The 24,383-nt window shown below is 68.7% G+C and carries 24 protein-coding genes and 1 pseudogene; 6 read left to right on the top strand and 19 right to left on the bottom strand.

Features of this window, described 5'->3' with window-relative positions:
- Window positions 1-296: 296 nt before the first annotated feature.
- A complete protein-coding gene (locus WS78_RS13840; RefSeq protein ID WP_038754811.1) occupies window positions 297-689 on the top strand; it encodes an RcnB family protein in 393 nt (130 codons plus the stop codon).
- Window positions 690-956: 267 nt separating this feature from the next.
- On the opposite strand, the gene WS78_RS13835 is transcribed toward WS78_RS13840, so the two are convergent.
- From WS78_RS13835 to WS78_RS13805, 6 genes are all read right to left on the bottom strand, one after another.
- On the bottom strand, window positions 957-1,514 hold the full coding sequence (locus tag WS78_RS13835; RefSeq protein WP_052145211.1) for an FUSC family protein: 558 nt from the start codon (window positions 1,512-1,514) through the stop codon (window positions 957-959).
- Between the two features lie 267 nt (window positions 1,515-1,781).
- Window positions 1,782-3,044, bottom strand: a complete 1,263-nt coding sequence (locus WS78_RS13830) for an MFS transporter (RefSeq protein ID WP_038754805.1) — start codon at window positions 3,042-3,044, stop codon at window positions 1,782-1,784.
- Window positions 3,041-4,015, bottom strand: a complete 975-nt coding sequence (locus WS78_RS13825; RefSeq protein ID WP_038754836.1) for a hypothetical protein — start codon at window positions 4,013-4,015, stop codon at window positions 3,041-3,043. Before WS78_RS13825 ends, WS78_RS13830 begins: the two co-directional genes overlap by 4 nt.
- Window positions 4,016-4,684: 669 nt before the next feature.
- The gene (locus WS78_RS13815; protein ID WP_038753158.1) at window positions 4,685-5,137 is read right to left on the bottom strand and encodes a carboxymuconolactone decarboxylase family protein; all 453 of its coding nucleotides are present in this window, start codon (window positions 5,135-5,137) and stop codon (window positions 4,685-4,687) included.
- 456 nt (window positions 5,138-5,593) lie between these two features.
- Window positions 5,594-6,487, bottom strand: a complete 894-nt coding sequence (locus WS78_RS13810; protein ID WP_059574670.1) for an RNA polymerase sigma-70 factor — start codon at window positions 6,485-6,487, stop codon at window positions 5,594-5,596.
- A gap of 152 nt (window positions 6,488-6,639) precedes the next feature.
- Window positions 6,640-7,626 (bottom strand): LysR family transcriptional regulator, encoded by a 987-nt coding sequence (locus tag WS78_RS13805; RefSeq protein WP_052145168.1) that lies wholly within the window; start codon window positions 7,624-7,626, stop codon window positions 6,640-6,642.
- A 109-nt stretch (window positions 7,627-7,735) separates the two neighbouring features.
- Between WS78_RS13805 and WS78_RS13800 the strand changes: the two genes are divergently transcribed.
- The gene (locus tag WS78_RS13800; RefSeq protein WP_059574668.1) at window positions 7,736-8,968 is read left to right on the top strand and encodes an MFS transporter; all 1,233 of its coding nucleotides are present in this window, start codon (window positions 7,736-7,738) and stop codon (window positions 8,966-8,968) included.
- Window positions 8,969-9,248: 280 nt separating this feature from the next.
- Here WS78_RS13800 and WS78_RS13795 read toward each other — a convergent pair whose 3' ends face one another.
- Window positions 9,249-9,542 (bottom strand): hypothetical protein, encoded by a 294-nt coding sequence (locus WS78_RS13795; protein WP_059574666.1) that lies wholly within the window; start codon window positions 9,540-9,542, stop codon window positions 9,249-9,251.
- Window positions 9,543-9,771: 229 nt separating this feature from the next.
- On the opposite strand from WS78_RS13795, the gene WS78_RS35870 reads away from it, so the two are divergent.
- Both WS78_RS35870 and WS78_RS13790 read left to right on the top strand, forming a co-directional pair.
- Window positions 9,772-10,224 carry a hypothetical protein gene (locus WS78_RS35870; protein WP_156437506.1) on the top strand — a complete coding sequence of 151 codons (453 nt, stop codon included), beginning with the start codon at window positions 9,772-9,774 and terminating at the stop codon, window positions 10,222-10,224.
- A 58-nt stretch (window positions 10,225-10,282) separates the two neighbouring features.
- Complete coding sequence (locus WS78_RS13790; RefSeq protein WP_226377149.1) at window positions 10,283-10,606, top strand: hypothetical protein; 324 nt, start codon at window positions 10,283-10,285, stop codon at window positions 10,604-10,606.
- A gap of 154 nt (window positions 10,607-10,760) precedes the next feature.
- On the opposite strand, the gene WS78_RS13785 is transcribed toward WS78_RS13790, so the two are convergent.
- Both WS78_RS13785 and WS78_RS35865 read right to left on the bottom strand, forming a co-directional pair.
- Window positions 10,761-11,276, bottom strand: coding sequence for a hypothetical protein (locus WS78_RS13785; RefSeq protein ID WP_038753150.1), 516 nt, complete (start codon window positions 11,274-11,276; stop codon window positions 10,761-10,763).
- A 351-nt stretch (window positions 11,277-11,627) separates the two neighbouring features.
- Entirely contained in the window at window positions 11,628-11,774 is a 147-nt protein-coding gene (locus tag WS78_RS35865) for a hypothetical protein (RefSeq protein WP_156437505.1), read from the bottom strand.
- A gap of 496 nt (window positions 11,775-12,270) precedes the next feature.
- On the opposite strand from WS78_RS35865, the gene plcR reads away from it, so the two are divergent.
- On the top strand, window positions 12,271-12,987 hold the full coding sequence (gene plcR / locus WS78_RS13780) for a phospholipase C accessory protein PlcR (protein ID WP_059574664.1): 717 nt from the start codon (window positions 12,271-12,273) through the stop codon (window positions 12,985-12,987).
- Window positions 12,988-13,044: 57 nt separating this feature from the next.
- The gene (locus WS78_RS13775; RefSeq protein ID WP_059574662.1) at window positions 13,045-14,433 is read left to right on the top strand and encodes a pectin acetylesterase-family hydrolase; all 1,389 of its coding nucleotides are present in this window, start codon (window positions 13,045-13,047) and stop codon (window positions 14,431-14,433) included.
- A gap of 442 nt (window positions 14,434-14,875) precedes the next feature.
- On the opposite strand, the gene WS78_RS13770 is transcribed toward WS78_RS13775, so the two are convergent.
- The 10 genes and pseudogenes from WS78_RS13770 to WS78_RS13720 all read right to left on the bottom strand — a co-directional run bounded on the left by WS78_RS13770 (window position 14,876) and on the right by WS78_RS13720 (window position 24,335).
- The gene (locus tag WS78_RS13770; RefSeq protein WP_038753145.1) at window positions 14,876-16,264 is read right to left on the bottom strand and encodes a nucleobase:cation symporter-2 family protein; all 1,389 of its coding nucleotides are present in this window, start codon (window positions 16,262-16,264) and stop codon (window positions 14,876-14,878) included.
- A gap of 180 nt (window positions 16,265-16,444) precedes the next feature.
- Window positions 16,445-16,982, bottom strand: a pseudogene (locus WS78_RS13765) (GNAT family N-acetyltransferase).
- A 249-nt stretch (window positions 16,983-17,231) separates the two neighbouring features.
- A complete protein-coding gene (gene rng, locus WS78_RS13755; protein WP_059574660.1) occupies window positions 17,232-18,695 on the bottom strand; it encodes a ribonuclease G in 1,464 nt (487 codons plus the stop codon).
- 16 nt (window positions 18,696-18,711) lie between these two features.
- Window positions 18,712-19,344, bottom strand: a complete 633-nt coding sequence (locus tag WS78_RS13750) for a Maf family protein (protein ID WP_059574658.1) — start codon at window positions 19,342-19,344, stop codon at window positions 18,712-18,714.
- Between the two features lie 49 nt (window positions 19,345-19,393).
- The gene (gene rlmH / locus WS78_RS13745) at window positions 19,394-19,864 is read right to left on the bottom strand and encodes a 23S rRNA (pseudouridine(1915)-N(3))-methyltransferase RlmH (RefSeq protein ID WP_038753137.1); all 471 of its coding nucleotides are present in this window, start codon (window positions 19,862-19,864) and stop codon (window positions 19,394-19,396) included.
- Window positions 19,865-19,952: 88 nt separating this feature from the next.
- Window positions 19,953-20,417: a ribosome silencing factor gene (rsfS, locus tag WS78_RS13740; protein ID WP_038753135.1), complete on the bottom strand. Its 465-nt coding sequence runs from the start codon at window positions 20,415-20,417 to the stop codon at window positions 19,953-19,955.
- 4 nt (window positions 20,418-20,421) lie between these two features.
- Complete coding sequence (locus WS78_RS13735) at window positions 20,422-21,174, bottom strand: nicotinate-nucleotide adenylyltransferase (protein ID WP_038753133.1); 753 nt, start codon at window positions 21,172-21,174, stop codon at window positions 20,422-20,424.
- Window positions 21,171-22,094, bottom strand: a complete 924-nt coding sequence (gene hemF, locus WS78_RS13730; RefSeq protein WP_059574656.1) for an oxygen-dependent coproporphyrinogen oxidase — start codon at window positions 22,092-22,094, stop codon at window positions 21,171-21,173. The genes WS78_RS13735 and hemF overlap by 4 nt, the downstream gene beginning before the upstream one ends.
- A gap of 127 nt (window positions 22,095-22,221) precedes the next feature.
- On the bottom strand, window positions 22,222-23,499 hold the full coding sequence (gene purD, locus WS78_RS13725; RefSeq protein WP_038753128.1) for a phosphoribosylamine--glycine ligase: 1,278 nt from the start codon (window positions 23,497-23,499) through the stop codon (window positions 22,222-22,224).
- 107 nt (window positions 23,500-23,606) lie between these two features.
- The gene (locus WS78_RS13720; protein WP_038753127.1) at window positions 23,607-24,335 is read right to left on the bottom strand and encodes a YebC/PmpR family DNA-binding transcriptional regulator; all 729 of its coding nucleotides are present in this window, start codon (window positions 24,333-24,335) and stop codon (window positions 23,607-23,609) included.
- Window positions 24,336-24,383 lie beyond the last annotated feature (48 nt).

Genomic DNA, 24,383 nt, shown 5'->3' with positions numbered 1-24,383 from the left:
AGCGGATAGAGCGGATAGAGCGGATAGAGCGGATCGAGCGGATCGAGCGGGGCAAGCGAGGCGGTGGCCCCGAGGAATCGGAGGGCCTGATTGTCCGGATGCGCGGAAGGCGGGGGCGAAAGAACGATCGGGCGGCCCGCAACGGCAGCCGCATGGCCGAATCGTACGCGGTTTGCGGCGCCTCACGTTATTTTTCATCACGACCCGCAATTCCGGGCGGATCAGCCGCGATGTGCTACCTTTTTCTATGCGCCCCGGCGCCAACGGCCGGTTGCGCCTTTTCACGGAGAGATTCGATGAAAGCACATCGCATGTTGTGGATTTCGATGGTCGCCGCCGGCGCGCTCGTGTCGTCGCTCGCCGTCGCTCAACCGCACGGCCCGGGCGGGCCGGGCGATGAGCGTCATGGGCCGCCTCCCGGCAAGCATTACGGCCGCGATCATGGCAATCACGGCGAGCGCGGCGATCAAGGCGGCCCGCGTCCCGGCGAGCATCGCGGCGACGAAAACGCCGCATGGCGTCGCGGCGATCGTCTGCCTGACGAATACCGGGACCGCCAGTACGTGATCGACGACTGGCGCGGCTACCGCCTGTCGCCGCCGCCGCGCGGCTATCACTGGGTCGGGATCGGCGGCGATTATCTGCTCGTGCGCATTTCGACGGGCGTCATCCTGCAGATCGGGCCGTAAGCCGGCCGGCGCGCGGCGCGCCGCACGCGGGCCTTCGCGCGATCCGCACGGGGCGGGCGGGGCGAGCGCCGCGCACGTTCCGGTTCCGGGCGGCTCGGGATCGGACTGGCAGCTCCATTGCGGCTTCATTGCGGCACCAGCGCGGCACCAGCGCGGCATCGGGGCGGGCATCCGTCAGGTTGCCGCGCGATGCGAGCCGATGCGGCCTCGTGCCGCGCCGTCATTTCCGCGCGCGCGGCGGCCCATTTTGGGCTTCCCGTCGCGGCTTCAGCTTTTGGCGAACCAGCGCCGCTCGATTTGCGACATCGTCCAGCCGACCGCCATCGCGCACGCGGTGCCGAGCGTCACCTCGCCGAGCCGCACGAGCGGGATGTCCCACAGCGGGCCTTCGCCCGGGAACAGCAGCACGATCGTCGCGGTGATCGCGCCGAGCCGCGCCGCGCTGCCGACGTTCAGACACCAGCAGCAGACGATCGCGGCCACGATCGTCACCGCGTACGCGACGAAGTGGCCGGCGCCCGTCGCCGCGCCCGCGAAGCCGATCAGGCCGCCCACCATCGCGCCGATGAACTGGTCGCGCGACAGGCTGATCGTGTCCGTGTAGTTGTGCTGCGTGACCGCGATCGCGGTGATCGCCGCCCACACGGCCTGCTCGGTGTGCAGCGCGCGGCCGATTCCGTAGGCGAGGCACGCGCCGCTCGCGGCCTGCACCGCCATCAGCAAGCCTTGCAGCAGGCGTTCCTTGAGCGAAAGGCCCTTGAACAGGTCGAGCACCGATTCCTGGATCTGCCGGCGCGCGTCGTTGAATGCTTTGATCGTTTCCATCGGGTTCATGCAGGGATCGGGGAATCAGCAGCGACTGCCGCACGGTCGGCGCGCGCGGGCGGCGGCGCGCATCGATCGCCGCCCCGCCGTCACGTGCGCGCCGAAACGGCGACGCGTCGCCGTTTCGGCGGCTGCGGCGGGCGCACCGTGCGCGTCGCGGCCACATCGAGCATCGTGCGGCCCCATGTCTGTCGTCGCGTTCGTTCGCGCTCGTCGTCGTGTCTGTCGTCGGTCGGCCGGCCGTCGCGCGCGACATCGCCCGCCGCGTTACTGCGCCGGCTCGGCGCTCGGGCGCTCGGCGTCGTCGACGAACGCCGCGTCGCGCGTCTCGGGCATCGCGAACCAGACGAGCAGCGTCGCGAGCGCGCCCGCGGCGGCGAGTCCGAAGAAGCTCGTCGCGTTGCCGAAGTGGTCGGCCGCGAAGCCGGCGAGCGCGGTGCTGAGCGTTGCGCCGACGCCGGCCGCCAGTCCGAAGAGCCCGATGCATAGGTTGTAGCGCCCCTTGCCGCCCGCGACGTCGGCGGCGACGAGCGGCAGCATCACGCCGAACACGGCGGCGCTGATGCCGTCGAGCATCTGCACCGGCACGAGCAGGTATGGGCTCGAGACGCCCGCGAACAACAGCGCGCGCAGCGGCAGTGCGGCGAAGCCGAGCAGCAGGATCGGCCGGCGCCCCCAGCGCTGCGCCGAGCGGCCGACCCAGGGCGAGAGCATCGCGACGATCGCCTGCGGCACGATGATGCACGCGGCGATCACGAGCTGCACGTTCTCGCCCATGCCCGCCGTCACTTCGCCCGCCGCGAGGTTCAGCATCGCCGCGTTCGACAGGTGGAACAGCACGACGCACGCGGCGAAGATCAGCATCCGCTTGTCGCGCAGCAACTCGCGCAGCGTTTCGCGCTCTTCCTCGTCGTCGGTGCCGTCGCGCGGCGCGGCCGCGCGCGGGGCCGCGTGGTGGTGATGGTGCGTCGGCTCGATCATCGCGAGCGCGACGAGCGCTGGCAGCGCGAGCGCCGCCGTCAGCCAGAACACCGCGCGCGCGGAGAAGTACTCGCCCGTGAGCCCCATCAGGCCCGCCGCGACCGCGCTGCCGAGCGACGCCCAGCGGGCGTTGCGGCCGAGCCGGTCGCCGAGGTTCTCGCGGCCGACGAGCGCGAACGAGATTGCCGCCATTGCCGGCACGAGCATGCAGCTCGCGAAGCCGTGGAACACCTCGGCCGCGATCACGGGCACGATGGTCGGGCTCGTGGCGAGCAGCACCGCGGACAGGATGATCGCGGCGATCGCCCAGGCCGCCGCGCCTTTCTTGTTCTTCAGCGCGTCGACGGCCGCGCCGCCCGGCACCTGGCTCACCATCGCGCTGATCGTGCCGATCGACAGCACCATGCCGATCTCGCCCTGCGTCCACTTGTGCGAAGCCAGATACGACGCGATGAACGGACCGAAGCCCGTTTGCACGTTTGCGACGAAGAAGTTGAGCCAGTCGAGGGCGCGCAGGCTACGCGCGCTGACCGCATGCCGGAGCGTCATCGTTTCGCCCCTGCTTGAGCGGCGGCCGGCGCGGCCGCAGGGGCCACGGCCGGCGAGACGGCGAGGATCGGCTTGTCGCCGGCATAGGGCGGCGACGCCTTGAGCTGCGCGTCGCTCAGATCGAGCAGCGCGCGCAGCGATTTGTTCTTCGGCGCGAAGCGCAGCGCCGACCAGTTCGCGGCGATCGTGTGCCGGTCCGGATCGACGAGGCCGCCGACGTCGAGCACGACCGCCTGCGGCTGCGCGTCGCGGCCGATCAGCACGTCGACGACGCGGCCGATCTTCGCGCCGTTCGGGCGTTCGACGTCCGCGTCGATGATGCGCATCTGGCCGGGCTCGGCGCCCGCCTGCGTCGAGCCCGTGAGCGGCACCGTTCTCGGGCGGTCGGCGGGCGGCAGTTGCGCGGCCGCCGGCATGTCGAGGACGATCGGCTCTTGCCTGCCGCCCGGCGTGAAGCGGAACAGCTTCCACGGGAAGCTCACCTTGCGATCGCCGACGCCCATGAAGCCCTGCAGGTTCACGAGCATTTCGCGCGGCGCGCCGTTCGCGTCGGCCGTCATGTCGACCGCGCGGCCGATCACCTTGCCGCTGCGCCGCACTTCGCTGTCGAGCAGCGCGTGCACCTGGCCGCGCTCGATCGCGCGCGTCGTCACGAGCGGCGCGGGCGCAGACGCGGGCACGGGAGGCGGCGGCGCGGCGCGCGCCGGCTTCTTCGGCGGCGCGGCTTCGTGGTGCGGCTTCTTCGGCGGCGCGGCCTCGGCCGGCTCGGGCGCGCTCGCGGGCTCCGGGGCCGCGACGGGCTCGCTCGCCGGCTCGACGGGCACGGCGACCGCCTCGACGACGGGCGCGGGCGCCTGCGGCGCGCGGAACAGCGCGCAACCGGACAGCGCAAGCGTGGCGAGGACGACGGGAGCCGCAGTGGCGACGGGACTGGGGAGACGGAAGGCAGGACGCGGGAATCCGCCGCTCATCAAGAAATACTCCATGAACTGGGGCAGGCCGCGCGGGCGGTCGCTGTCGATGATGGCTGACGCCCCGAGGGCATCGCGGGAGGACAGAGTTTAACCTGTGAGGAATACGTGCCGGGGAAACGGCGCGCGGCGTTCGAATCGAATGGTACGCCCGTGCGGGCAGTGGTGGGGCGGGGGACGGATGGGCGGCGGCGATCGGCGGATGGCGAACGGCGGGTGATTCGCATTCGGCTTTTTGTTTTTCGATGTCTTTTGCCTCGCCCCGCCGAGGGATTTTTCGCGGGCGGGGCGCGAGGCGGCGGCCGCTCTCGATACGGCGGTCGCGAGGCTCGGCATTCGGCGGGGCCGAGGCGTCGCGGCGATTACTGGCCGATACGACGGAACCCGGAACCAGGCGGCGGGCACCAACTGCCGAACGTCGAACGTCGAACGTCGAACGTCGAACGTCGAACGTCGAACGTCGAACGTCGAACGTCGAACGTCGAACGTCGAACGTCGAACGTCGAACGTCGAACGTCGAACGTCGAACGTCGAACGTCGAACGTCGAACGTCGAACGTCGAACGTCGAACGTCGAACGTCGAACGCCGAACGCCGAAACGCCGGAACGTCGAAACGCCGCGAGGCGGTCGTCGCCCTTGCGGCGCGACGACCGGCCCCTGACGTCCGCTCACACCGCTTCCGGAATCGGATTCCTGAAGCTGACGTTGAGCAGGTTCCATGCATTGATGGTCGCGATCGCGAAGCCGAGCTCGGCGATCTCGGCTTCGGAGAAGTGCGCCTGTAGCTCCGCGAACGCCGCGTCGCTCGGGTCCGTGCGCGGAATTCGCGCGACGCTTTCCGCCCATTGCAGCGCGGCGCGCTCGCGTGCGTCGAAGAACGGCGCCTCGCGCCAGCCGGCGACCGCGTTCAGGTGCCGCTGGTCGACGCCGAGGCGCACGAGATCGCGCCAGTGCATGTCGATGCAGTACGCGCAACCGTTGATCTGCGACACGCGCAGGAACACGAGATCGACGAGCCGCTTGTCGAGCGAGCCGCTCCACACGGTTTCGGACAGATGGAGCAGCGCGTTGAACGATTTCGACGCGAGCTTCGGGTACGGAAGACGGGGGGCGTGCGCCATGATCGGTTTCCTCTTGAAGGCGAGGGCCGCCCGATGCGGCCCTCTCGCCTACAAGACGCGTCGCGGCGCGCGTTTGTGACAGACTTTTTGCTGGAGAGAGGGGCGGTGCGGCTCGGCGCGGGTCGAAATCGATGGCCGTTTGGACGATGGGATGGTCTTCGAGGCGTGCCATACCATGCTGGCTATGAGTCGAGCCGAGCGGAGCCGAGCCAAGTCGAGTCGAGTCGAGTCGAGTCGAGCCAACCAAGCCAAACCGAGCCAAGTCAGGCCAAGTCAGGCGCGTCGAATCGAATCAAGCCAAACCGTTCGACAGCGAACTAAGCAGTGAAGCCGAGCCGTAACGCAATGAGCCGTCGCGCAGCGCGCGCGGCGGCACGCGGCGCCGCGGCGGCGACGCGCGATTCGCCGCGCGACATCGCGCACAGACGCGGGCCGCCGCGCGCCCCCCGGCAGCGTTCACGCGTCGCGTGTCGGGATATGCGCAAGCTTGTCCGGGTTGCGCACCGCGTAGATCGCGACGATTCGCGCGCCGTCGGTGACGAACGCCTGCGCCGACTCGATCTGCCCGTCGATGAAGCGCAGCAGGCCCGGCTCGCCGTTGATTTGCACGAGGCGGTATTCGATGCGCCCGACGTTACGCCGGCCGACGACCCAGTACAGATTCGCGATCCGGAGCGCGCCGCGCAGCACCTTGAAGAACGACGGCACCTTGCCGCCGCCGTCGCCGACGAGCTCGACGTCGTCGGCGAGGAGCGCCTGGATCGCGCCGCGCTCGCCGCTCGCCGCGGCCTGCGCGAAGCGCTCGACGAGCTGCCGGTGCCGATCGCGCGACACGTCGAAGCGCCGGTGCGCCTGCTGCACGCGCGTCGACGCGCGATGAACGAGCTGCCGGCAGGCGGCCTCGCTCTTGTCGAGCAGTTGCGCGATTTCCGCGTAGTCGCGCTCGAACGCCTGACGCAGCAGGAACGCCGCGCGTTCCTCGGGCGACAGCCGCTCGAGCACCCACAGCAGCGCGACCGACAGATCGTCGGCGAACTCTGCCGCGGTCTCGGGCGTGCGCTCGTCGACGTCGACGAGCGGTTCGGGGAGCCACCAGCCGACATACGCGTCGCGCTGTGCCTTCGCGGCGCGCAGCCGGTCGATCGACAGCCGGGTGACGACGGTGACGAGCCACGCCTCGGCCGAGTCGAGCGCGCCGTGATCCGCTTGGTGCCAGCGCAGCCATGCGTCCTGCAGCACGTCCTCGGCGTCGGCGCGCGTGCCGAGCATCCGGTACGCGATCGAGAAGAGGCGCGGGCGCAGCGTGGTGAACGGTTCGTCGGACGGCTTCGGTCGGAAGGTTTCGGTGATGTTCGTAGGGGGCTTGAATGGCTAACGGTCCATCCCACCAAGACGGGGCGGGCCGCGTTTTTGTGACAGCGGCGAGCGGGGCGATGCGCCGAAGCCCGGCGCTTGGCCGTTTGTCGGGGGACGGAGCGCATCCGGCGACGGGCGCGCGGCGCTCAAGGCTTGGTCGTCCGCGCGCCGCCGCCCGATTCCGGGGCTGGCTCCGGCTCCGGCTCGCCCGTGCGCTGCCGAACGACGGCGAACAGCTCGTCGCGCAGCCAGCGGTGCGCGGGATCGGCTTGCAGACGCGGATGCCATGCGGCGGCCAGCTTGAAGCCTTCGACTTCGACCGGCAGCGGCAGCAGATCGAGCCGCTTGGCGAAGCGCATCAGGAAGCGCTCGGGCAGCGCGCACACGTAGTCGGTCGCTTCGAGCACGAGCGGCGCGAGATGGTACTGCTGGACCGACACCGCGACGGCCCGCGAGCGCCCCAGCGCGCGCAGGCGGTCGTCCATGAAGCCGTGAAAACCGCCGCCGTCGCCCGACACGATCACGTGACGAAGCGCGCAGTATGCGTCGAGGTCGGGCGGCGCGAGCCCGCGCGGATGTCCCTTGCGCTGCGCCATCACATATCGTTCCTGCAGCAGCGGGCGCGCGACCGTCGTGCGCGGCACCGAGAAATCGGCGGCGATCAGCAGATCGGCCTCGCCGCGCTCGAGCATCGCACCCGCGGCGTCGGCGGGCAGGTTGCGGAACGCGAGACGCACGCCCGGCGCGCGCGTCGCGACGCGCCGCACGAGATCGAGACCGGCCATCACGAAGCCGTTGTCGCTCGCGACGATCTGGAACGTGCGTTCGTCGGTGGACGGATCGAACGCCGCGCCGTGACGCAGCGCGGTCCGCAGCTCGCGCAGCGCGCCGCGCAACGGGCCGCGCAGCGCGAGCGCCCGCGCGGTCGGCACCATCCCGCGGCCGTTCTTCGCGGGCAGCAGCAGCGGATCGCCGATCAGCTCGCGCAGGCGCGCCAGTTGCGCGGACAGCGCCGGCTGGCTCAGATGCAGCCGCGCGGCCGCGCGGGTCACGTTCGCCTCTTCGAGCAGCACGTCGAGGGCGGCGAGCAGCGCGAGATCGGCGCCGCGCCATTCGGTCGACGTATTTCCCATGTGAATGGCTCCAATACGAAGAATCGATTTCAAATATACCAACAGGGTGCGCAGACTGTCGCCAAGCGCGGCTTCGGTGGCCGCGATCGGGACATTTGAAGGGGATTCGATGAAGACACACGAACCCGAGCGTCACGCGCTGCGCGCGCTCGCCAGCGCGAATTTCGCGATGGGCAGCATGTCGTACGGCGTGGTGGGCGCGCTGCCGTCGCTCGCCGCCGACTGGCGGATCGCGCCGGGGCGCGCGGCGCTGTTGATGGCGGCGTTCTCGATCGCGTTCGCGCTCGGCGCGCCGATGCTGCAGATGCTGATCGGGCATCGGCGGCGGCGCGGTGTCCTGATCGCCGGCCTGCTGACGACGTCGCTCGCGACGCTCGCCGGCGCGTTCGCGCCGGGCTTCGGCTGGCTGTTCGCGACGCGGATCGTCGCGGGCGTCGGCGCGGGCGCGGTGAGCCCCGTCGCGACCGCGATCGGCGCCGGGCTCGCGCCGGCCGAGCGGCAGGGCAAGGCGCTCGCGATTGTGTTCGTCGGCGTGACGTTATCGAGCGTCGTCAGCGCGCCGCTGTCGGCCTGGGTCGCGCAGGCGCTCGGTTGGCGCGAGACATTCGGCTGGCTCGCCGCCGTCGCGCTCGGCAGCGCCGCATGGATCGCCTGCACGGTTCGCGACGCGTCGCGCGGCGAGCGGATGCGCCCGGGCGGGCTGCTTGCGTTGCTCGCGCGTCCCGCGACGGCGGCGGGCCTCGCCGTCGTCGTGCTGCAGACGGGCGCGTTCTTCTGCACGTACACGCTGATCCTGCCGCTGCTGCATCGGCGCTTCGGCGCGAGCCCGGGCGACGGCGCGTTCGCGCTCCTCGTGTTCGGCGTGACGGGCGTGCTCGGCAATCTCGTCGCGCAGCGCGTGGCGCGCCGCTGGTCGGCCGATTCGCTGCTCGGCGCGGCGATGGGCGCGATGCTCGTGGTGTTCACGGTGTTCGGGGGCATGGCCGCGCTCGCGACGGCGGGCTTCGCCGGCGGCGCGCGATTCGCGGCGGCGCTCGCGCTGCTCGCGCTCTGGGCTTTGATGCAGGATCTGTTCTATCCGTCGCAGTTGCGGCGCGTCGTGGGTCTCGAGCCGAATTACCGTGCGATGGCGCTCGCACTCAATTCGTCGGGGATCTTCGCCGGCATCTCGCTCGGCTCGGCGCTCGGCGGGCGGGTCGCGGACACGTGGGGCGTGGGCCGGCTCGCACCGGCGTCTGCGGCGCTGACGGTCGCCGCGCTGATTGCATTGGGGATCTCGCGGCGATACGTGGCCGCGCCGCGCACGAGCGCACGCGCGGCGGGGGCGCCCGTGCTCAGATGACGCGCGAATCGGGCGCGCGCGAGCGCAGGCTCGCGAGCCGTCTCGTTTTTTTGTCGACGCGTCAGGCGTTCGGCCGCGCACAGCCGGACGAGCCGGACATGCTTCAGCGTGCCGTTCCGCTGCGGCGTCGGCGTGCCGAGATGCGGCGCGTTGTCGGTCGGCTCGACGTTGCGTGGCCGGAGCCGGGCTCAGACGCCGGATGCTGGCCGCCGTCGCCATCGCGGCCGCAAGTATCGCGACGTCGCCGACTCCGCACGGCTCGTCGCGCGACATCGCGGTATCAATAACCGTGCGTGACGAGCGACAGCACCGACAGATCCGGATGCGTGCCGTCGACGATGCTGCGGCCGATCGACACCGCCTCGTGGAACGCCTCGTCGGCGCTGCGGAAGCTCTCTTCGCCGTCCGCATGGAACGGCACGGTGTGACCGGGCAGCGCCGGATCGGCGCCCGGGTGGCACACGTAGCCGGCGTACGTGTAGCGGTTTGCGTCGGCCTGCGTCGGGGCCGGCGACACGTGGATCTCGAAGCTTTCGTAATCGACGTGTCGAGACGGGAGTGGCGATTCGGACATGGCTGTCTCCTGGGCCGCGTTCGGCGCATCTGGCGCCAGTCGCGCGGCCGTCTTTCGTTGTTGTCCTTTGAAGGAAATTCTAGGCGATGCGGGGCGCGGCGGCGGGTGCGGCGCAGCGTGCGGGGCGACGCCGCGGCTGGCGCGAGCACGTTGCGGGCGGCCGCGAGCGTGCAGCAGGCGGCCGATGGGCCGATGACGGTTCGCCACGCGGCTGCGGCCGGGATGCGCGGTGCATCGCCTGCTGCGCGATGGATTCGCTCACTGCGGGAGGGGCTATGCAACCCGAATTTTCTCGAAGCGTATGGCATGCGGTTGCCGTTGGGGTAACGACGGCCGGATTGGCGATGGCGATGGCAATGGCAATGGCATCCTGCTCGAAGCCGGGCGGCTCGAACGCCGATTCGAGTCCGACCGGCGCGACGGGCGGCGTGCAGCCCGTGTCGATGGCGTTGTCTGGCAGTTCCGGCGCGGCGTCTGGCGGCGCATCCGGTGGCGGTTGATCCACGAATTTCGCCAGTTCGGCGCATGGCGAACACCGAGCACCGAGCACCGAGCACCGAGCACCGAGCACCGAGCACCGAGCACCGAACACCGAACACCGAACACCGAACACCGAACACCGAACACCGAACACCGAACACCGAACGCGCCGCGCGCCTGGGCCGACGCGCGATTCGCCTGATCTGCCGACGCGCACGACGATCGGCTCCGCACCGAGCCGCGAAGACGGGCTGCTCGAGTTGAGCGAAGAGCGTCCGCCGAAAGGCGGCGACGATCGTTTGCTCGACCCTAGCGACTCGTCGATCCGCGGCGGCAGCGCGGCTGTGAAGCGGAGGTCGTTCGATGTCGATGCCGCGCCCGACAATCGGCGCGCGAGACGGGCAATGCCGATCCCGGTAGCGACACGGATCATGGCGGAACGGGCCGGTGCGCATCGGCGGACGGTGATTCGACGCTCGATGAACGCGCGGATGTCGAGCCTGACCGGACAGGCTCGGGTCGCGGTCGACGCGCGATGGTTGGCGGATGCGCGCGCTTTTCTTCAACGCCGTTGCGAAATGTGACGTTGTCGGCGGAACTGCATCGCGGCGGTGGTCGAAACGTCGGCCGATACGCGCGCGCTCGCTCTTGGGGGCGACCTTGCATGCGCTCGGGCGGTTAGGGCGCATCAGGACGCATCAGGACGCATCAGGACGCAACAGGGCGCATCGCGTCGGCTCACGGTGCGATGCGAACGATAGCCGACGTGGAATTTTCGTCGGAGTTATATGTACCTGCATGAATCTTCATTTCTGCAATCACCGAAACCATGCTGCCGGCCGGCAGGACGACGGCCTGCATATCGTCCATTTCGGCATTGGGCAGGAACTCGTAACTGTCGCCTGCGCGTTCCAGCAAGTTTGCGCTCGCGACAAGTTCTCCTTCGTCCTCGTGAAACACGGTTCCGGCTTTCGCATCCACGGGCAGTTTGCGTACGCGCAACTGGTACGTGTCTTTGTTGCTGCTGGTCAACGCGAAAGTGCTGTTGCGCGGGTTTTTCGACTTTGCATGGATCACGAGCAGGCGGAGGTTGTCGTGATAGGGCAGCACCTGCGTGTCGAGCGTGATGTTGTTCTGCCAGTCTGTCGAACCGCCGAGCCAGAAAATCCATGCCGCCCATCCGCCTGCGACGAGAATGGCGATGCACGACAGCACTTTCAGAATCAGATCGAGGATTTCGATGGCTCGTTTCATAACCAATGCCTCCGGTAATCGTCCGCCTGTGCCGCCGCGTGAATCACGCCTTCGCTGTCCCCGCACGCGCAAATTGTCGATCGAATAGCCGCACGGCGTCGCGCGCCGAGCCCTCGCACATATCGGCAGCGGCCGTTCAGATTCGCGATCGCGACGGGCCCGGACGCGACGAGTGAACTGGACGTCGATTGAATCGACACTCAGCCCACCTCGTCGTTCGACATCGGGATGTCGTGCGTCTTCGCGCCCGCGTCCGGCGTATCGAAGGCGGCCTTGCTGCGCGTCGCGACCGCTTGCTTGTCGATGCCCATGTTTGCACCGGTTCCGGTCACGGAATACACCGCGCCGCCGTCAGCGCGAAGGGAACGGCGTCGAGTTCACGATCGTCGGCGTGATGCCGGTGAGATGCCGGTGAGATGCCGGTGAGATGCCGGTGAGATGCGCGATCGACGTGAACGCAGGGCCGGCGCACGTGTACGACTGCGTCGCGTGCATCATGTCGCCGTTCCGCCTGAACGACAACGAGCGTTCGTTCGCGCCGAATGTCGGATCGTCATTGCGCGTATGACTGGCGTATGACCGGCGCTGCGGGCCATGTCGATGGGCGCACCGATCGATTCGACCGCCCGGAGGAAGACGTTCCGCGCGCCGTTGGCCATGCTTGCGAAACATCGCGGCGAATCGTTGCGCTCCATCGGCGCGACGTTCGCTCATTTCGTTTGGACACCGAACGTCGACAGTCGTCGACCGCACACATCACGTACCACGCACCACCATTCATCGACGGAAACCCGATGGCCGACACCCGCCCGTAAAGCGGCGCGCGCCCCGGCGCCGCGATATGTCAGGAAATGCAGGCAATGCGAGCGTCCGATGCGTGTTTTGCGGCTAGTGGATACCTTCTAGCGCGCGCTTTGACCACGGGTATGTTTCGACATAGAACCTACTCGAAAGCAAACTGTGAAGTGTCGCGACGGCCCGATCAGGAGACGCCGTGAAAAAATCGAAAACGCTTTGGCGAACGGTATCGCTGTTGACGATGATCGGTGCCGCTGTTGCGGTATGGCGATACGTGACGCCGTCGCCGGCCGCCGCCGCTTGGCCCGCGCAATCCGGTGCGACGCCGAGCGAACGGGTCGAACCGTCCGCGGGCGCGACGCCGAGCGAAATGCTCGCCGACGCCGGCCCCGCTGAGCGCAAGCTGGATCTCGTCGCACTGCGAAAGAGTCTTGCGGGCCGCGCGGACGCGGAAGCGCAGGTGCAGCGCATCGTTGCATTCGCTCGCTTCCGAGATCGGGTCGCCGCATACGGCGAAGGCAGGAACAGCATGCCGGTTGCGCAAAGAGCCCGATTGGCCCATCAGATTCTTGCGGAATTGCCCGAGCATGTTGCGCGCAACGAAATTGTCCCGGTGCAGGCCGAGGCGATTGGCATCGCGCTGGTTGCCGACACGACGGCGGATTCCGCGACGCGCAGCGCGGCCATCCAGGCGATGCGGCAGCAGTGGGATGCCTATGCGCGGCAGACCGTCGGCCCGTCGCCCGCGCAGGACCCGCGCTATCAGGCCTATGCGCAGCAGAGCCGCGACATCGTCATGCAGGTGCAGGCGAGCATTTCCGATCCCGGCCAGCAACAGGCCGTCATCGCGCAGCGTCTGCAGGCGCTGCGCGTTCAGCTGTTCGACCAGTCGTCCCGTCCCGACACCCGTTGAGCGAGCCGCGCGCTCGTGACCGTGCGCCGTGGCGGCGAAAAAAAACGATCGATAGAGATGGAGGAGCGAATGTCCGTTCTCGAATGCGTCAAACGCGTCTGCGTCGCCGGCCTGCTGAGCCTCGCGATCCTCGACGGGCATGCCGCGAGCGCGGCGATGCAGGATTCGTCGATTCCCTATTATTCGTGGTACGAAGTGACGCTGCCGGAAAGCAGCGGCGCGTCGTGCGGCAACGGCACGCCGATGCGCTTCTACGTCAATCGCGCGCAGTCGGACAGCCTGCTCCTTATGATGGAGCCCGGCGGCGCATGCTGGGATCACGGCACCTGCACCGAAACGGCGGCCGGCTCGCAGGCGGGGCTGGGCGCGCTCAATCCCGGCGGCGTTCCGCGGAACTACGTGAACGGCACCGTGCAGCAGAGCCTGAAGACGTCGTTCCTGTCGCCGTTGATGACGCGAATGGATCTCGCGCATATCCTCGTCGGCGAGCCGAAGGTGGAAACGCAGGATTGGACCCAGGTGTTCGTTCCGTACTGCACGGGCGATATACACATGGGCAGTGCGGTGCGCAGCTACACGTCGCCGTCGGGCGACTGGCGGATTCAGCATTACAACGGACTGAAGAACATGCGGGTGGTCGCGCAGTGGCTCGTCGACCACGGATTCGGCCAGCCGAACCGGCTGCTCGTGTACGGCACGAGCGCGGGCGGCTACGGCACGCTCGGCAACTATGCGACGCTGCGCAACACGTTGCGGCCGCAGATGCACAGCTCGCTGCTCGACGACGCGGGCACCGTCTTTTTTACGCGCTTCGGCGCCGATCCGGCGACGCATCCGTCCGTCGGGCTATACGACAAGGTGCGCGACGAGTGGGGGATGACGGCGCCGGACGGCATGATCACGATCAACAGCCGGCTGACCCGCAACTTCGATCCCGGTAACATGGGCAGCGCGTACGCAGCGTTGTCGGCGACCTATCCGCACGACCGCTTCGGCTTCACGACGTACCGGCGCGACAAGATCATCGCGGCCTACCATTACCGCCCGTTCGTGTCCGCGGTGATTGCGGCGCCGGACGACGCGACCAAGGACGAACTGTCGCTCGCGATGTTCGATCAGGAGCTGAGCAACTTGAAGGAGGTGCTCAATGCGCTGCCGAACTTCGGCTATTTCATGCCGTGGGCGCGCGACGACTTCATCGGCAACCATCAGGTGACGGCGGTCAGCTTCACGGGATCGGGCATCCACGAGAGCGGCATCGACGCGGACGTCGGGACGTTCGTCGCCGATCTGCTCAATCAGCGGGACCCGGCGGATACGCCCGTGATGAAGGCGTATCGCACCGAGCAGTGGTCGGATTTCACGTTGTCGACATTCCTCGCGTGGATCGACAGCATCTTCAACCTGACCGGCGAGGCGGGGCCGATCTCGGGGCATCGGGCGTGAGCGTGCGATGCGCAAGTCGGCGTCGTGAAGCGTGCGATGGCCGCAGGCGCCGTGGCGTTTCGAATGCGCTCGAGCGCCGCACGCAAGCAGTTGGATCGCCGGATCATCGACTCGCTGACTCGCTGACTCGCTGACTCGCTGACTCGCCGAATCGCCGAATCGCCGAATCGCCGCGATGCGTGACGCGCCGCGCGGACGTGTGGTGAATCCTGCGCGATTCGGCGGTTGTCGGCGTTTCACGCGAGGCGTTCGCGCGAGCCGTCGTGGCGAGACGAGCGGGAGGCGGGGCAGCGGGCCATCAGGCGATTGGCGACGCGTTCGGACGCCGATTCGGCGATGACATGTCGACGCACGGATGTGGCGCGGCGACGAACGCGCGCCTTTCCCCGCTCGGCGGCGGCCCGCGAGCCGCCGCTATTGCATCAAGCGCTTCGTCGGCGCGTCATTTCTTCTCGGGCAGGAACCAGTTCATCACGAGCGCGCAGATGCCACCCGTGGCGACGCCCGATTCCAGCACGTTCTTCAGCGCGTGCGGCAGGCTCGTCAGGATCTCCGGCACTTGCGACACGCCGAGGCCGAGCGCGAGCGAGACGGCGATGATCAGCAGCGCGCGGCGGTCCAGCCGGATGCCGGCGAGGATGTTGATGCCGGACGCGGCGACCGCGCCGAACATCACCATCGCGGCGCCGCCGAGCACGGGCTCGGGCACGGCCTGCAGGACGCCGGCGACGACGGGGAAGAGGCCGAGCAGCACGAGCATGCCTGCGATCCAGATGCCGACATGGCGGCTCGCGATGCCGGTGAGCTGGATCACGCCGTTGTTCTGTGCGAACACGGAGCTGGGGAACGTGTTGAAGACGCCGGCCAGCAGCGAATTGGCGCCGTTGACGAGCACGCCGCCCTTGATGCGTCGCATCCACAGCGCGCCCTCGACGGGCTGCCGGGAAATCTTGCTGGTGGCGGTGACGTCGCCGATCGCTTCGAGCGACGTGACGAGATAGATGATCAGCATCGGCACGAAAAGCGACCACGAGAAGCCGAGGCCGAAGTGCAGCGGTGTCGGGATCTGGAAGAGCGCGGCTTCGCGCGCGCCGGTGAAATCGAGACGGCCCATCGCGGCCGCCGCGAGATAGCCGATGGCGAGCGCGATGACGAGCGCGGTGCTGCGCACCCAGACGACGGGCACCCGGTTGAGCAGGATGATGGTGCCGAGGACGAGGCCGGACAGAGTCAGGTTCTGGATGCTGCCGAAGCTGCCCTTGGCGATCGCGCCGTAGCCGCCGCCCATGCTGACGAGGCCGACCTTGATGAGCGTGAGGCCGATCAGCAGCACGACGATGCCGGTGACGAGCGGCGTGATGAGGCGCTTGACGAAGGGCAGGACGCGGGACACGGCCATCTCGACGAACGAGCCGGCGATGACGACGCCGAAGATCGCGGCCATTACCGTCTCGACGGGCGCGCCCTGCTTGACCATCAGGCCGCCGCCGGCGATGAGCGGGCCGACGAAGTTGAAGCTCGTGCCCTGGACGATGAGCAGACCCGCGCCGAGCGGGCCGAAGCGTTTGCACTGGACGAATGTGGCGATGCCGGAGATCACGAGCGACATCGACACGATGAGCGTGGTGTCGCGGCTCGCGACGCCGAGCGCTTGGCAGATCAGCAGGCCGGGCGTGACGATGGGCACCAGGATCGCGAGCAGGTGCTGCAGCGCGGCGACGAAGGCGACCGCCGGCGCGGGGCGATCGTCGGGGCCGTAGACGAGGTCTTGGACGGATTCGGCGTCGTCGGCGCCGGGGGAAGCGGGTTGAGCGAGCGGGGCGGGTTGCATGGCGAAAGTGCCGGTCCGGGTGGAAAGTGCGGGATTTTAACGGAAGGCCCGACCGCGCCCTCCCGGAAAGGCTTCCGGCTGACAGCCCTTCCGGGAGGGCGCGTGCCGAGGGCGTGCGCTCTTGCATCGCGGTTGTATCCCGGTTGCATTGCAGTTGCCACGCGGCGCGACCGGCGATCGCTAATCGATTGCCAGTCGCGAATAGAGCGCAAAGTCCGCCGGGGCGCCTCGCACGATGCGATAGGAGCGGAGCAGCCCCTCGTGACGATACCCGCAGGCGATGAGCACGCGCGCCGATCGCGCGTTGCTTTTCAACACCGTCCCCTGCACGCGGACAAAGCCGTAGTGGCCGAACGACCACGCGGTGACGGATGCGCACGCCGCGCGCGCGATGCCTTTTCCCCAATGCGACGGACAGAGGTCATAAGCGATCTCGGCAGTCCGGTTCACTTCCGAAATCGAGTGAAAGCCTATCGTGCCGATCAATTCCTGCGTGCGATCGTCGACGCGTCGCGAGACGCCGGGTCGATTCGGCCGAGGTGGCGTCGTAACCGTCGAACAGCGGCAGCAGATCGTTCTTCGCGCGCAAGTTCCAGCTCGTGTGCTCGACGACATGAGGGAGCTTCAAATACGCATACCAAGCGTCCGCGTCCGTGCGTTCGAGCTGACGAAGCGATACGCCGGGGTAATCCAAGTGCGGGGCGCGTTCGATTCTCACTTTGAATGGGCCTCGGATGTCGATGCGCCGCCCCTGGCGATTGCGCGCCGGGCGAGCATGCGGCTGCCGTGCCGATCAATGCCGGCGGCGGCGCGGCGATCGGACCGCCGCCGTCCGGATCGACGACGAATCCGCTAGCAAGCTCGTGCTTGCGCTTGCGCGTTCGAACCCGCGCTGGACGGCGGGCTCCGTCGTCGCGACGCAGCGCGCATTCGGGATCGACAGGCGCCCGTATGACGCCGGATGAATCTACATCAGCACGATGTCGTATTGCTCTTGGCTCAAATTCGACTCCACCTGCAACGACACCGGCTTGCCGATGAAATCGATCAGCATCGCGAGATGCTGCGACTCCTCGTCGAGAAAGAGGTCGATCACCTGCTGCGACGCGATCACGCGAAACTCGCGCGGATTGAACTGGCGCGACTCGCGCAGGATCTCGCGCAGGACGTCGTAGCACACGGTGCGCGAGGTCTTCACCTGGCCCTTGCCCTGGCACGTCGGGCAAGGCTCGCACAGCACGTGCGCGAGCGACTCGCGCGTGCGCTTGCGCGTCATCTCGACGAGCCCCAGCTGCGAGAAGCCGTTCACCGTCACGCGCGTGCGGTCGCGCGCGAGCGCCTTCTTCAGCTCGGCGAGCACCGCGTCGCGATGCTCGGCGTTCTCCATGTCGATGAAATCGATGATGATGATCCCGCCGAGATTGCGCAGCCGCAACTGCCGCGCGATCGTGTGCGCCGCTTCGAGGTTCGTCTTGAAGATCGTGTCGTCGAAGTTGCGCGCGCCCACGTAGCCGCCCGTGTTCACGTCGATCGTCGTCATCGCTTCCGTCTGGTCGATCATCAGGTAGCCGCCCGATTTCAGATCGACGCGGCGCGACAGCGCACGCTGGATCTCCGTCTCGATGTTGTACAGATCGAAGAGCGGCCGCTCGCCCGTGTAGTGGTGCAGCTTCGGGCTCACGGCCGGCGTGAACTCGGCCGCGAAATCCACGAGCCGCTGGTGCGTCTCGCGCGAATCGACCTGGATGCGCGTGGTGTCGTCGTTCGCGAAATCGCGCAGCACGCGCTGCGCGAGATCGAGATCCTGATACAGCAGGCTCGTCGGCGGCAAGCGCTGGCCTTGCGCGACGATCGTCGCCCAGGTCTTGCGCAGGTACGCGACGTCGGCGGCGAGCTCGTCGGGCGTCGCGTCCTCGGCGATCGTGCGCACGATGTAGCCGCCTTTCTCGTCGGCCGGAATCACCGAGGTCAGCCGCGCGCGCACCGCTTCGCGTTCGGTTTCGCTCTCGATCTTCTGCGAGATGCCGATGTGCGGCTCCTGCGGCAGGTAGACGAGCGTGCGGCCCGCGATGCTGATCTGCGTCGACAGCCGCGCGCCCTTCGTGCCGATCGGGTCCTTGATCACCTGGACCATCAGCGTCTGCCCCTCGAACACGATCTTCTCGATCGGCTGGTGCACGGCGACGGGCGCGTCGGCCGCGCGCGGCTGCCAGATGTCGGCGACGTGCAGGAACGCCGCGCGCTCGAGCCCGATGTCGATGAATGCCGACTGCATGCCGGGCAGCACGCGCACGACCTTGCCGAGATAGATGTTGCCGACGCGTCCGCGCGACAGCGTGCGCTCGACGTGAAGCTCCTGCACCGCGCCTTGTTGGACGAGCGCGACCCGCGTTTCCTGCGGCGTGATGTTGATCAGGATCTCTTCGTTCATGGTGCGATGGGGCGGTTCAGAAGGCGACGTGCGCCGCGCGCAGCAGCGCCGCGGTCTCAAAAAGGGGCAGACCCATGATACCTGAATGGGAGCCGTCGATTCGCTCGACGAATTCCGCGGCGCGTCCCTGGATCGCGTACGCGCCCGCCTTGCCGAACGGCTCGCCGGTTTCGACGTAGCGCTCGAGCGCGTCGCGCGTCGCGGGCGCGAAGCGGACTTCGGAGCGCGACAGCGCGGGCGGCATCAGCTCGCCCGTCGCGTCGATCACCGCGAGCGCCGTCAGCACTTCGTGCGTGCGGCCGGCGAGGCGCGCGAGCATCGCGAGCGCGTCCGCAGCGTCGGCGGGCTTGCCGAGGATCGCGCCGTCGATCGTGACCGTCGTGTCGGCGACGAGCACGGGCGCGGCCGGCTTGCCGCCCGCGATGAGCCGCGCGCGCGCCGCCGCCGCCTTCGCGACGCACACGCGCAGCACGTAATGGTCGGGCGTCTCGCCCGGCAGCTCGGTTTCGAGCGCTTCGGCGTCCTCGTGCGGCGCGGGCGCGAGCAGTACGTAGCGCACGCCGAGCTGGTCGAGCAGTTCGCGGCGGCGGGGGCTTTGCGAGGCGAGGTAGACGAACGGATAGGACGGGGCGGCGGCGCGATCGGGCATCTTCTGGGTTGTCTCGATGGACACGTGCGGCGCGTCGGGACGACGGCCGCTACGCGCGATGGTAAGGGTGATTCTGCGTGATGCTCCACGCCCGGTAAAGCTGCTCGGCGAGCAGCACGCGAACCATGCCGTGCGGCAGCGTGAGGCTCGACACGCGCAGCAGCAGCTCGGCGCGCGACTTGAGCTCCGGATCGAGCCCGTCGGCGCCGCCGATCACGAACGCGACGTCGCGGCCGTCCTGCTGCCATGCGGGAAGCGCCTGCGCGAGCTGCATCGTGGTCCAGTCGCGGCCGCGCTCGTCGAGCGCGACGACGCGCGCGTGCTTCGGCAGCGCGGCCTCGATCCGCTGCTTCTCGGCGGCCATCACGCTCTCGGCCGTGCGCGAGCCCGAGCGCAGCTCGGGCTTCACTTCGCGCAGCTCGATCCTGAGCTCGGGCGGCATCCGCTTCGCGTATTCGTCGAAGCCGGTCGCGATCCAGCCGGGCATCTTGTGGCCGACCGCGACGATGTGCAGTTTCATGGCGGCGAAAGCAATGAAAACGATGAAAAAAAGAAAGCGACGAAGGCGGTGACGGCGAGAAAGCCGACAGGCGCGACGAAACGGCGCGTCAGCGGCGGCGCGCGGCCGTCGTCTTGCGCGCCGGGCGCTCGGCGGGCGCCTCGTCGTCGTCGGATTCGTCCTCGTCGGCGCCGTCGGCCGCGCGCGCGCCGCGCGCGTTCGCCGCCACGCCGCCGAGCTTCATCCGCACGGGCTTGTCGCCCCAGATCTCCTCGAGGTTGTAGTACTGGCGCAGCGCCGGCTGCAGGATGTGGACGACGGCGTCGCCGCAGTCGACGAGCACCCATTCGCCCGTGTCCTCGCCCTCGGAGCTGACGACGTCGCCGCCCGCTTCCTTGACCTTGTCGCGCACGTTCGACGCGAGCGCCTTCGTTTGCCGGTTCGACGTGCCGGACGCGACGATCACGCGGTCGAACAGCTCGGTCAGATGGCTCGTGTTGAACACTTTGATGTCTTGCGCCTTGACGTCTTCGAGAGCGTCGACGATCACGCGCTGGAGTTTGCGGATATCCATGGAATCAGGGGTGGTAGAGACGATGTTGGAGAATATAGGCCCACACGGCGGCGGGCACGTGCTCGGCCGACGCGTCGGGCACCCGCGCGCGGCGCGCGATGCATTCGCGCAGGTGCGCGCGGATGTCGGTCGCGGCGACGTCGAGCGAAAGCGTCGTGTCGATCAAGAGGCGCCCGGCGGGCGTCGCCTGCAGCACGTCGGCGCCGGCCTGCCGGCTCGCGATCTCGGCCGCGACGGCGGGCGACGCCGCCGCGAAGTCGAAGCCCGGCCGCGTCGCCGCGCACACGTGCGCGAAGTCGAAGAGCCGGCGCCAGTCGCGCCACGTGTCGAGGCGCACGAGCTGGTCGGCGCCGATCAGCAGCGACAGCGACGCGTCGGCGCCGAGCTGCTCGCGCCAGCGCGCGAGCGTCTCGACGGTGTAGGTCGGCCCGGCGTGCTCGATCTCGTCGGTCGCGACGCTCACGGCGACGCCCGGCAGCACGAGCGAGCCCGCCGCGGCGCGCGTCATCGCGAGCCGGTGCTCGGCCGCCGACACATCCTGCTTCTGATACGGCTGGCCGGCCGGCATCAGCACGAGCTCGGTCAGGCGCAGCACGTCGGCGAAGCGGCGCGCGAGCGCGAGATGGCCGTCGTGGATCGGGTCGAACGTGCCGCCGAGCATGCCGATGCGGCGCGGCAGCGGCGGCGGGCCCGCGTGGTCGGGATTCGGCGCGCGTCCTTTCGCGGCGGCGGCGCGGCCGGTGGCGGGGCGGCTCATGCCCAGTCGCGCGGCGCGAGGAAGTCGCTGTAGAGGCGCGCTTCCGGCGTGCCCGGCTCCGGGCGCCAGTCGTAGCGCCAGCTCGCCGTCGGCGGCATCGACAGCAGGATCGACTCGGTGCGGCCGCCGCTTTGCAGGCCGAACAGCGTGCCGCGGTCGAACACCAGGTTGAATTCGACGTAGCGGCCGCGCCGGTACGCCTGGAACGCGCGCTCGCGCTCGCCGTACGGCGTGTCGCGGCGGCGCTCGACGATCGGCAGGTACGACGGCAGGAACGCGTCGCCGACGCTTTGCAGCATTTCAAACGAGCGTTCGAAGCCGAGTTCCGAGAAATCGTCGAAGAAGATGCCGCCGACGCCGCGCGCCTCGTTGCGATGCTTCAGGAAGAAATAGTCGTCGCACCACTTCTTGAAGCGCGGGTACAGCTCGGCGCCGAACGGATCGAGCGCCGCGCGGCACGTGCGATGGAAGTGCCGCGCGTCTTCCTCGAAGCCGTAAATCGGCGTCAGATCCATGCCGCCGCCGAACCAGAACACGGGCGCCTCGCCCGGCTTCGTCGCGATCAGCATCCGCACGTTCATGTGCACGGTCGGGCAGTACGGATTGCGCGGGTGCAGCACGAGCGACACGCCGAGCGCCTCGAAGCCGCGCCCGGCGAGCTGCGGGCGCGCGGCGCTCGCTGACGGCGGCAGCGCGTCGCCCGCGACGTCGGAAAAGCCGATGCCCGCGCGCTCGAAGAACCCGCCTTCCTCGACGATGCGCGTGCAGCCGCCGCCGCGCAGCCGCTCGCCGGGGCCGCGCTGCCACGCGTCGGCGCAAAGCGGCGTGCCGTCGAACGCGCCGAGCGCGTCGGCGATGCGCGTCTGCAACCCTTGCAGATACGCGCGTACTCGGTTGACGTCGTAAGTCGAATCGGTCATCGATGTGGGGCGGCATCCGCATGACGGATGCCGTCGAAAAATGCTTCTGCCGGGCATTCTAGCGAACCCCGGCAGAAGAGAGGGCGCGCCGGCCGGGAAGCCGGCGCGCGAGGAGCGGCGCGGCGCGTCAGACCGTCTTGCGGTTGAGCGCGCGGTGGCCGATGTCGCGGCGGTACTGCATGCCCTCGAAGGTGATCTGGTTGATCGCCTCGTACGCGGCCTGCTGCGCGCCGCGCACCGAATCGGCGAGGCCGACGACGCACAGCACGCGCCCGCCCGACGTGACGAGCTTGTCGCCGTCGAACGTCGTGCCCGCATGGAACGTCACCGAGTGCGCGGTTTCGGCCGGGATGCCGTTGATCCGGTCGCCCTTTCTCGGCGCATCGGGGTAGCCGTGCGCGGCGAGCACGACGCCGAGCGCCGTGCGGCGGTCCCATTCGAGCTCGACCGCATCGAGCGTGCCCGCGATCGCCTGCTCGACGACCTTCGAGAAATCGCTCTTCAGGCGCGCCATGATCGGCTGCGTTTCCGGGTCGCCCATCCGGCAGTTGAATTCGAGCGTGCGCGGGTTGCCGTCGCGGTCGATCATGAGGCCCGCGTACAGGAAGCCCGTGAAGCGGATGCCGTCCTTCTCCATGCCGCGCACGGTCGGCATGATGATCTCGCGCATCACGCGCGCGTGCATCTGCGGCGTGACGATCGGCGCGGGCGAGTACGCGCCCATGCCGCCCGTGTTCGGGCCGCGATCGCCGTCGAGCAGGCGCTTGTGGTCCTGGCTCGACGCGAGCGCGAGCGCGTTCTTGCCGTCGACCATCACGATGAAGCTCGCTTCCTCGCCGTCGAGGAATGCCTCGATCACGACGCGCGCGCCGGCGTCGCCGAGCTTGTTGCCGGACAGCATCATGTCGACGGCCGCGTGCGCTTCTTCCAGCGTCGTCGCGACGACGACGCCCTTGCCCGCGGCGAGGCCGTCCGCCTTCACGACGATCGGCGCGCCTTTCGCATCGAGGTACGCGTGCGCGGCGGCCGCGTCGGTGAACGTTTCGTAGTCGGCGGTCGGAATGCCGTGGCGCTTCATGAACGCCTTCGCGAAATCCTTCGAGCTCTCGAGCTGCGCCGCTTCCTTCGTCGGGCCGAAGATCTTCAGGCCGCGCGCGCGGAAGTGGTTGACGATGCCCGCCGCGAGCGGCGCTTCCGGGCCGACGAGCGTGAACGCGACGCCTTCGGATTCCGCGAAATCGGCGAGATCGTCGAGCGAGCTCAGATCGACGTTCTTCAGGCGCTCGTCCTGCGCGGTGCCGCCGTTGCCGGGCGCAACGTAGACGAGCTGGACGCGCGGCGACTGGGCGAGCTTCCAGGCGAGCGCATGTTCGCGGCCGCCGGAGCCGACGACGAGTAGTTTCATGGGATTCCCCGCAGACTAGAAAATAGGGCGGCCGGCGCGCGCGAGGCGGGCCGGCCGCGAGAAACGGCGGCGGCCGTCTTTCGCGCGAAAGGGCGGCCGCGCAACGCTCATTCCTCGATGACGACGGCGTTCGTGTAGACCTCCTGCACGTCGTCGAGATTCTCGAGCGCGTCCAGGAGCTTTTGCATCTTCACTGCGTCTTCGCCGGTGAACTCGATCTCGTTCTGCGGCTTCATCGTGACTTCGGCGAGCTCGGCCTTCAAGCCCGCCGCTTCGAGCGCGTCCTTCACCTTCGAGAATTCCTGCCAGTCGCACAGCACCTCGATCGAGCCGTCGTCGTTCGTGTTGACGTCGTTCGCGCCCGCCTCGAGCGCCGCTTCCATCAGCGTTTCTTCCGACGTGCCCGGCGCGAACAGGAACTGGCCGACGTGATCGAACATGAACGCGACCGAGCCGTCGGTGCCCATGTTGCCGCCGAACTTCGAGAACGCGTGGCGCACTTCGGCGACCGTGCGGGTGCGGTTGTCGGTCAGCGTGTCGACGATGATCGCCGCGCCGCCGATGCCGTAGCCCTCGTAGCGGATCTCTTCGTAGTTCGCGCCGTCCGCGCCGCCGACGCCGCGGTCGATCGCGCGCTTCACGTTGTCCTTCGGCATGTTCGCGTCGGCCGCCTTGTCGACCGCGAGACGCAGGCGCGGGTTCGAGTTCGCGTCGCCGCCGCCCAGGCGCGCGGCCACCTGGATTTCCTTGATGAGGCGCGTCCAGATCTTGCCGCGCTTCGCATCGGCCGCCGCCTTCTTATGCTTGATGTTGGCCCATTTCGAGTGACCAGCCATACTTTTCTCCGTCCGCTAGCGCGACAGGCCGCGCAGGCGTTTCAATGT

It is taken from the genome of Burkholderia savannae (genome assembly GCF_001524445.2).
Lineage (GTDB): Bacteria > Pseudomonadota > Gammaproteobacteria > Burkholderiales > Burkholderiaceae > Burkholderia > Burkholderia savannae.
This window is presented reverse-complemented; position numbering and strand designations above follow the sequence as displayed.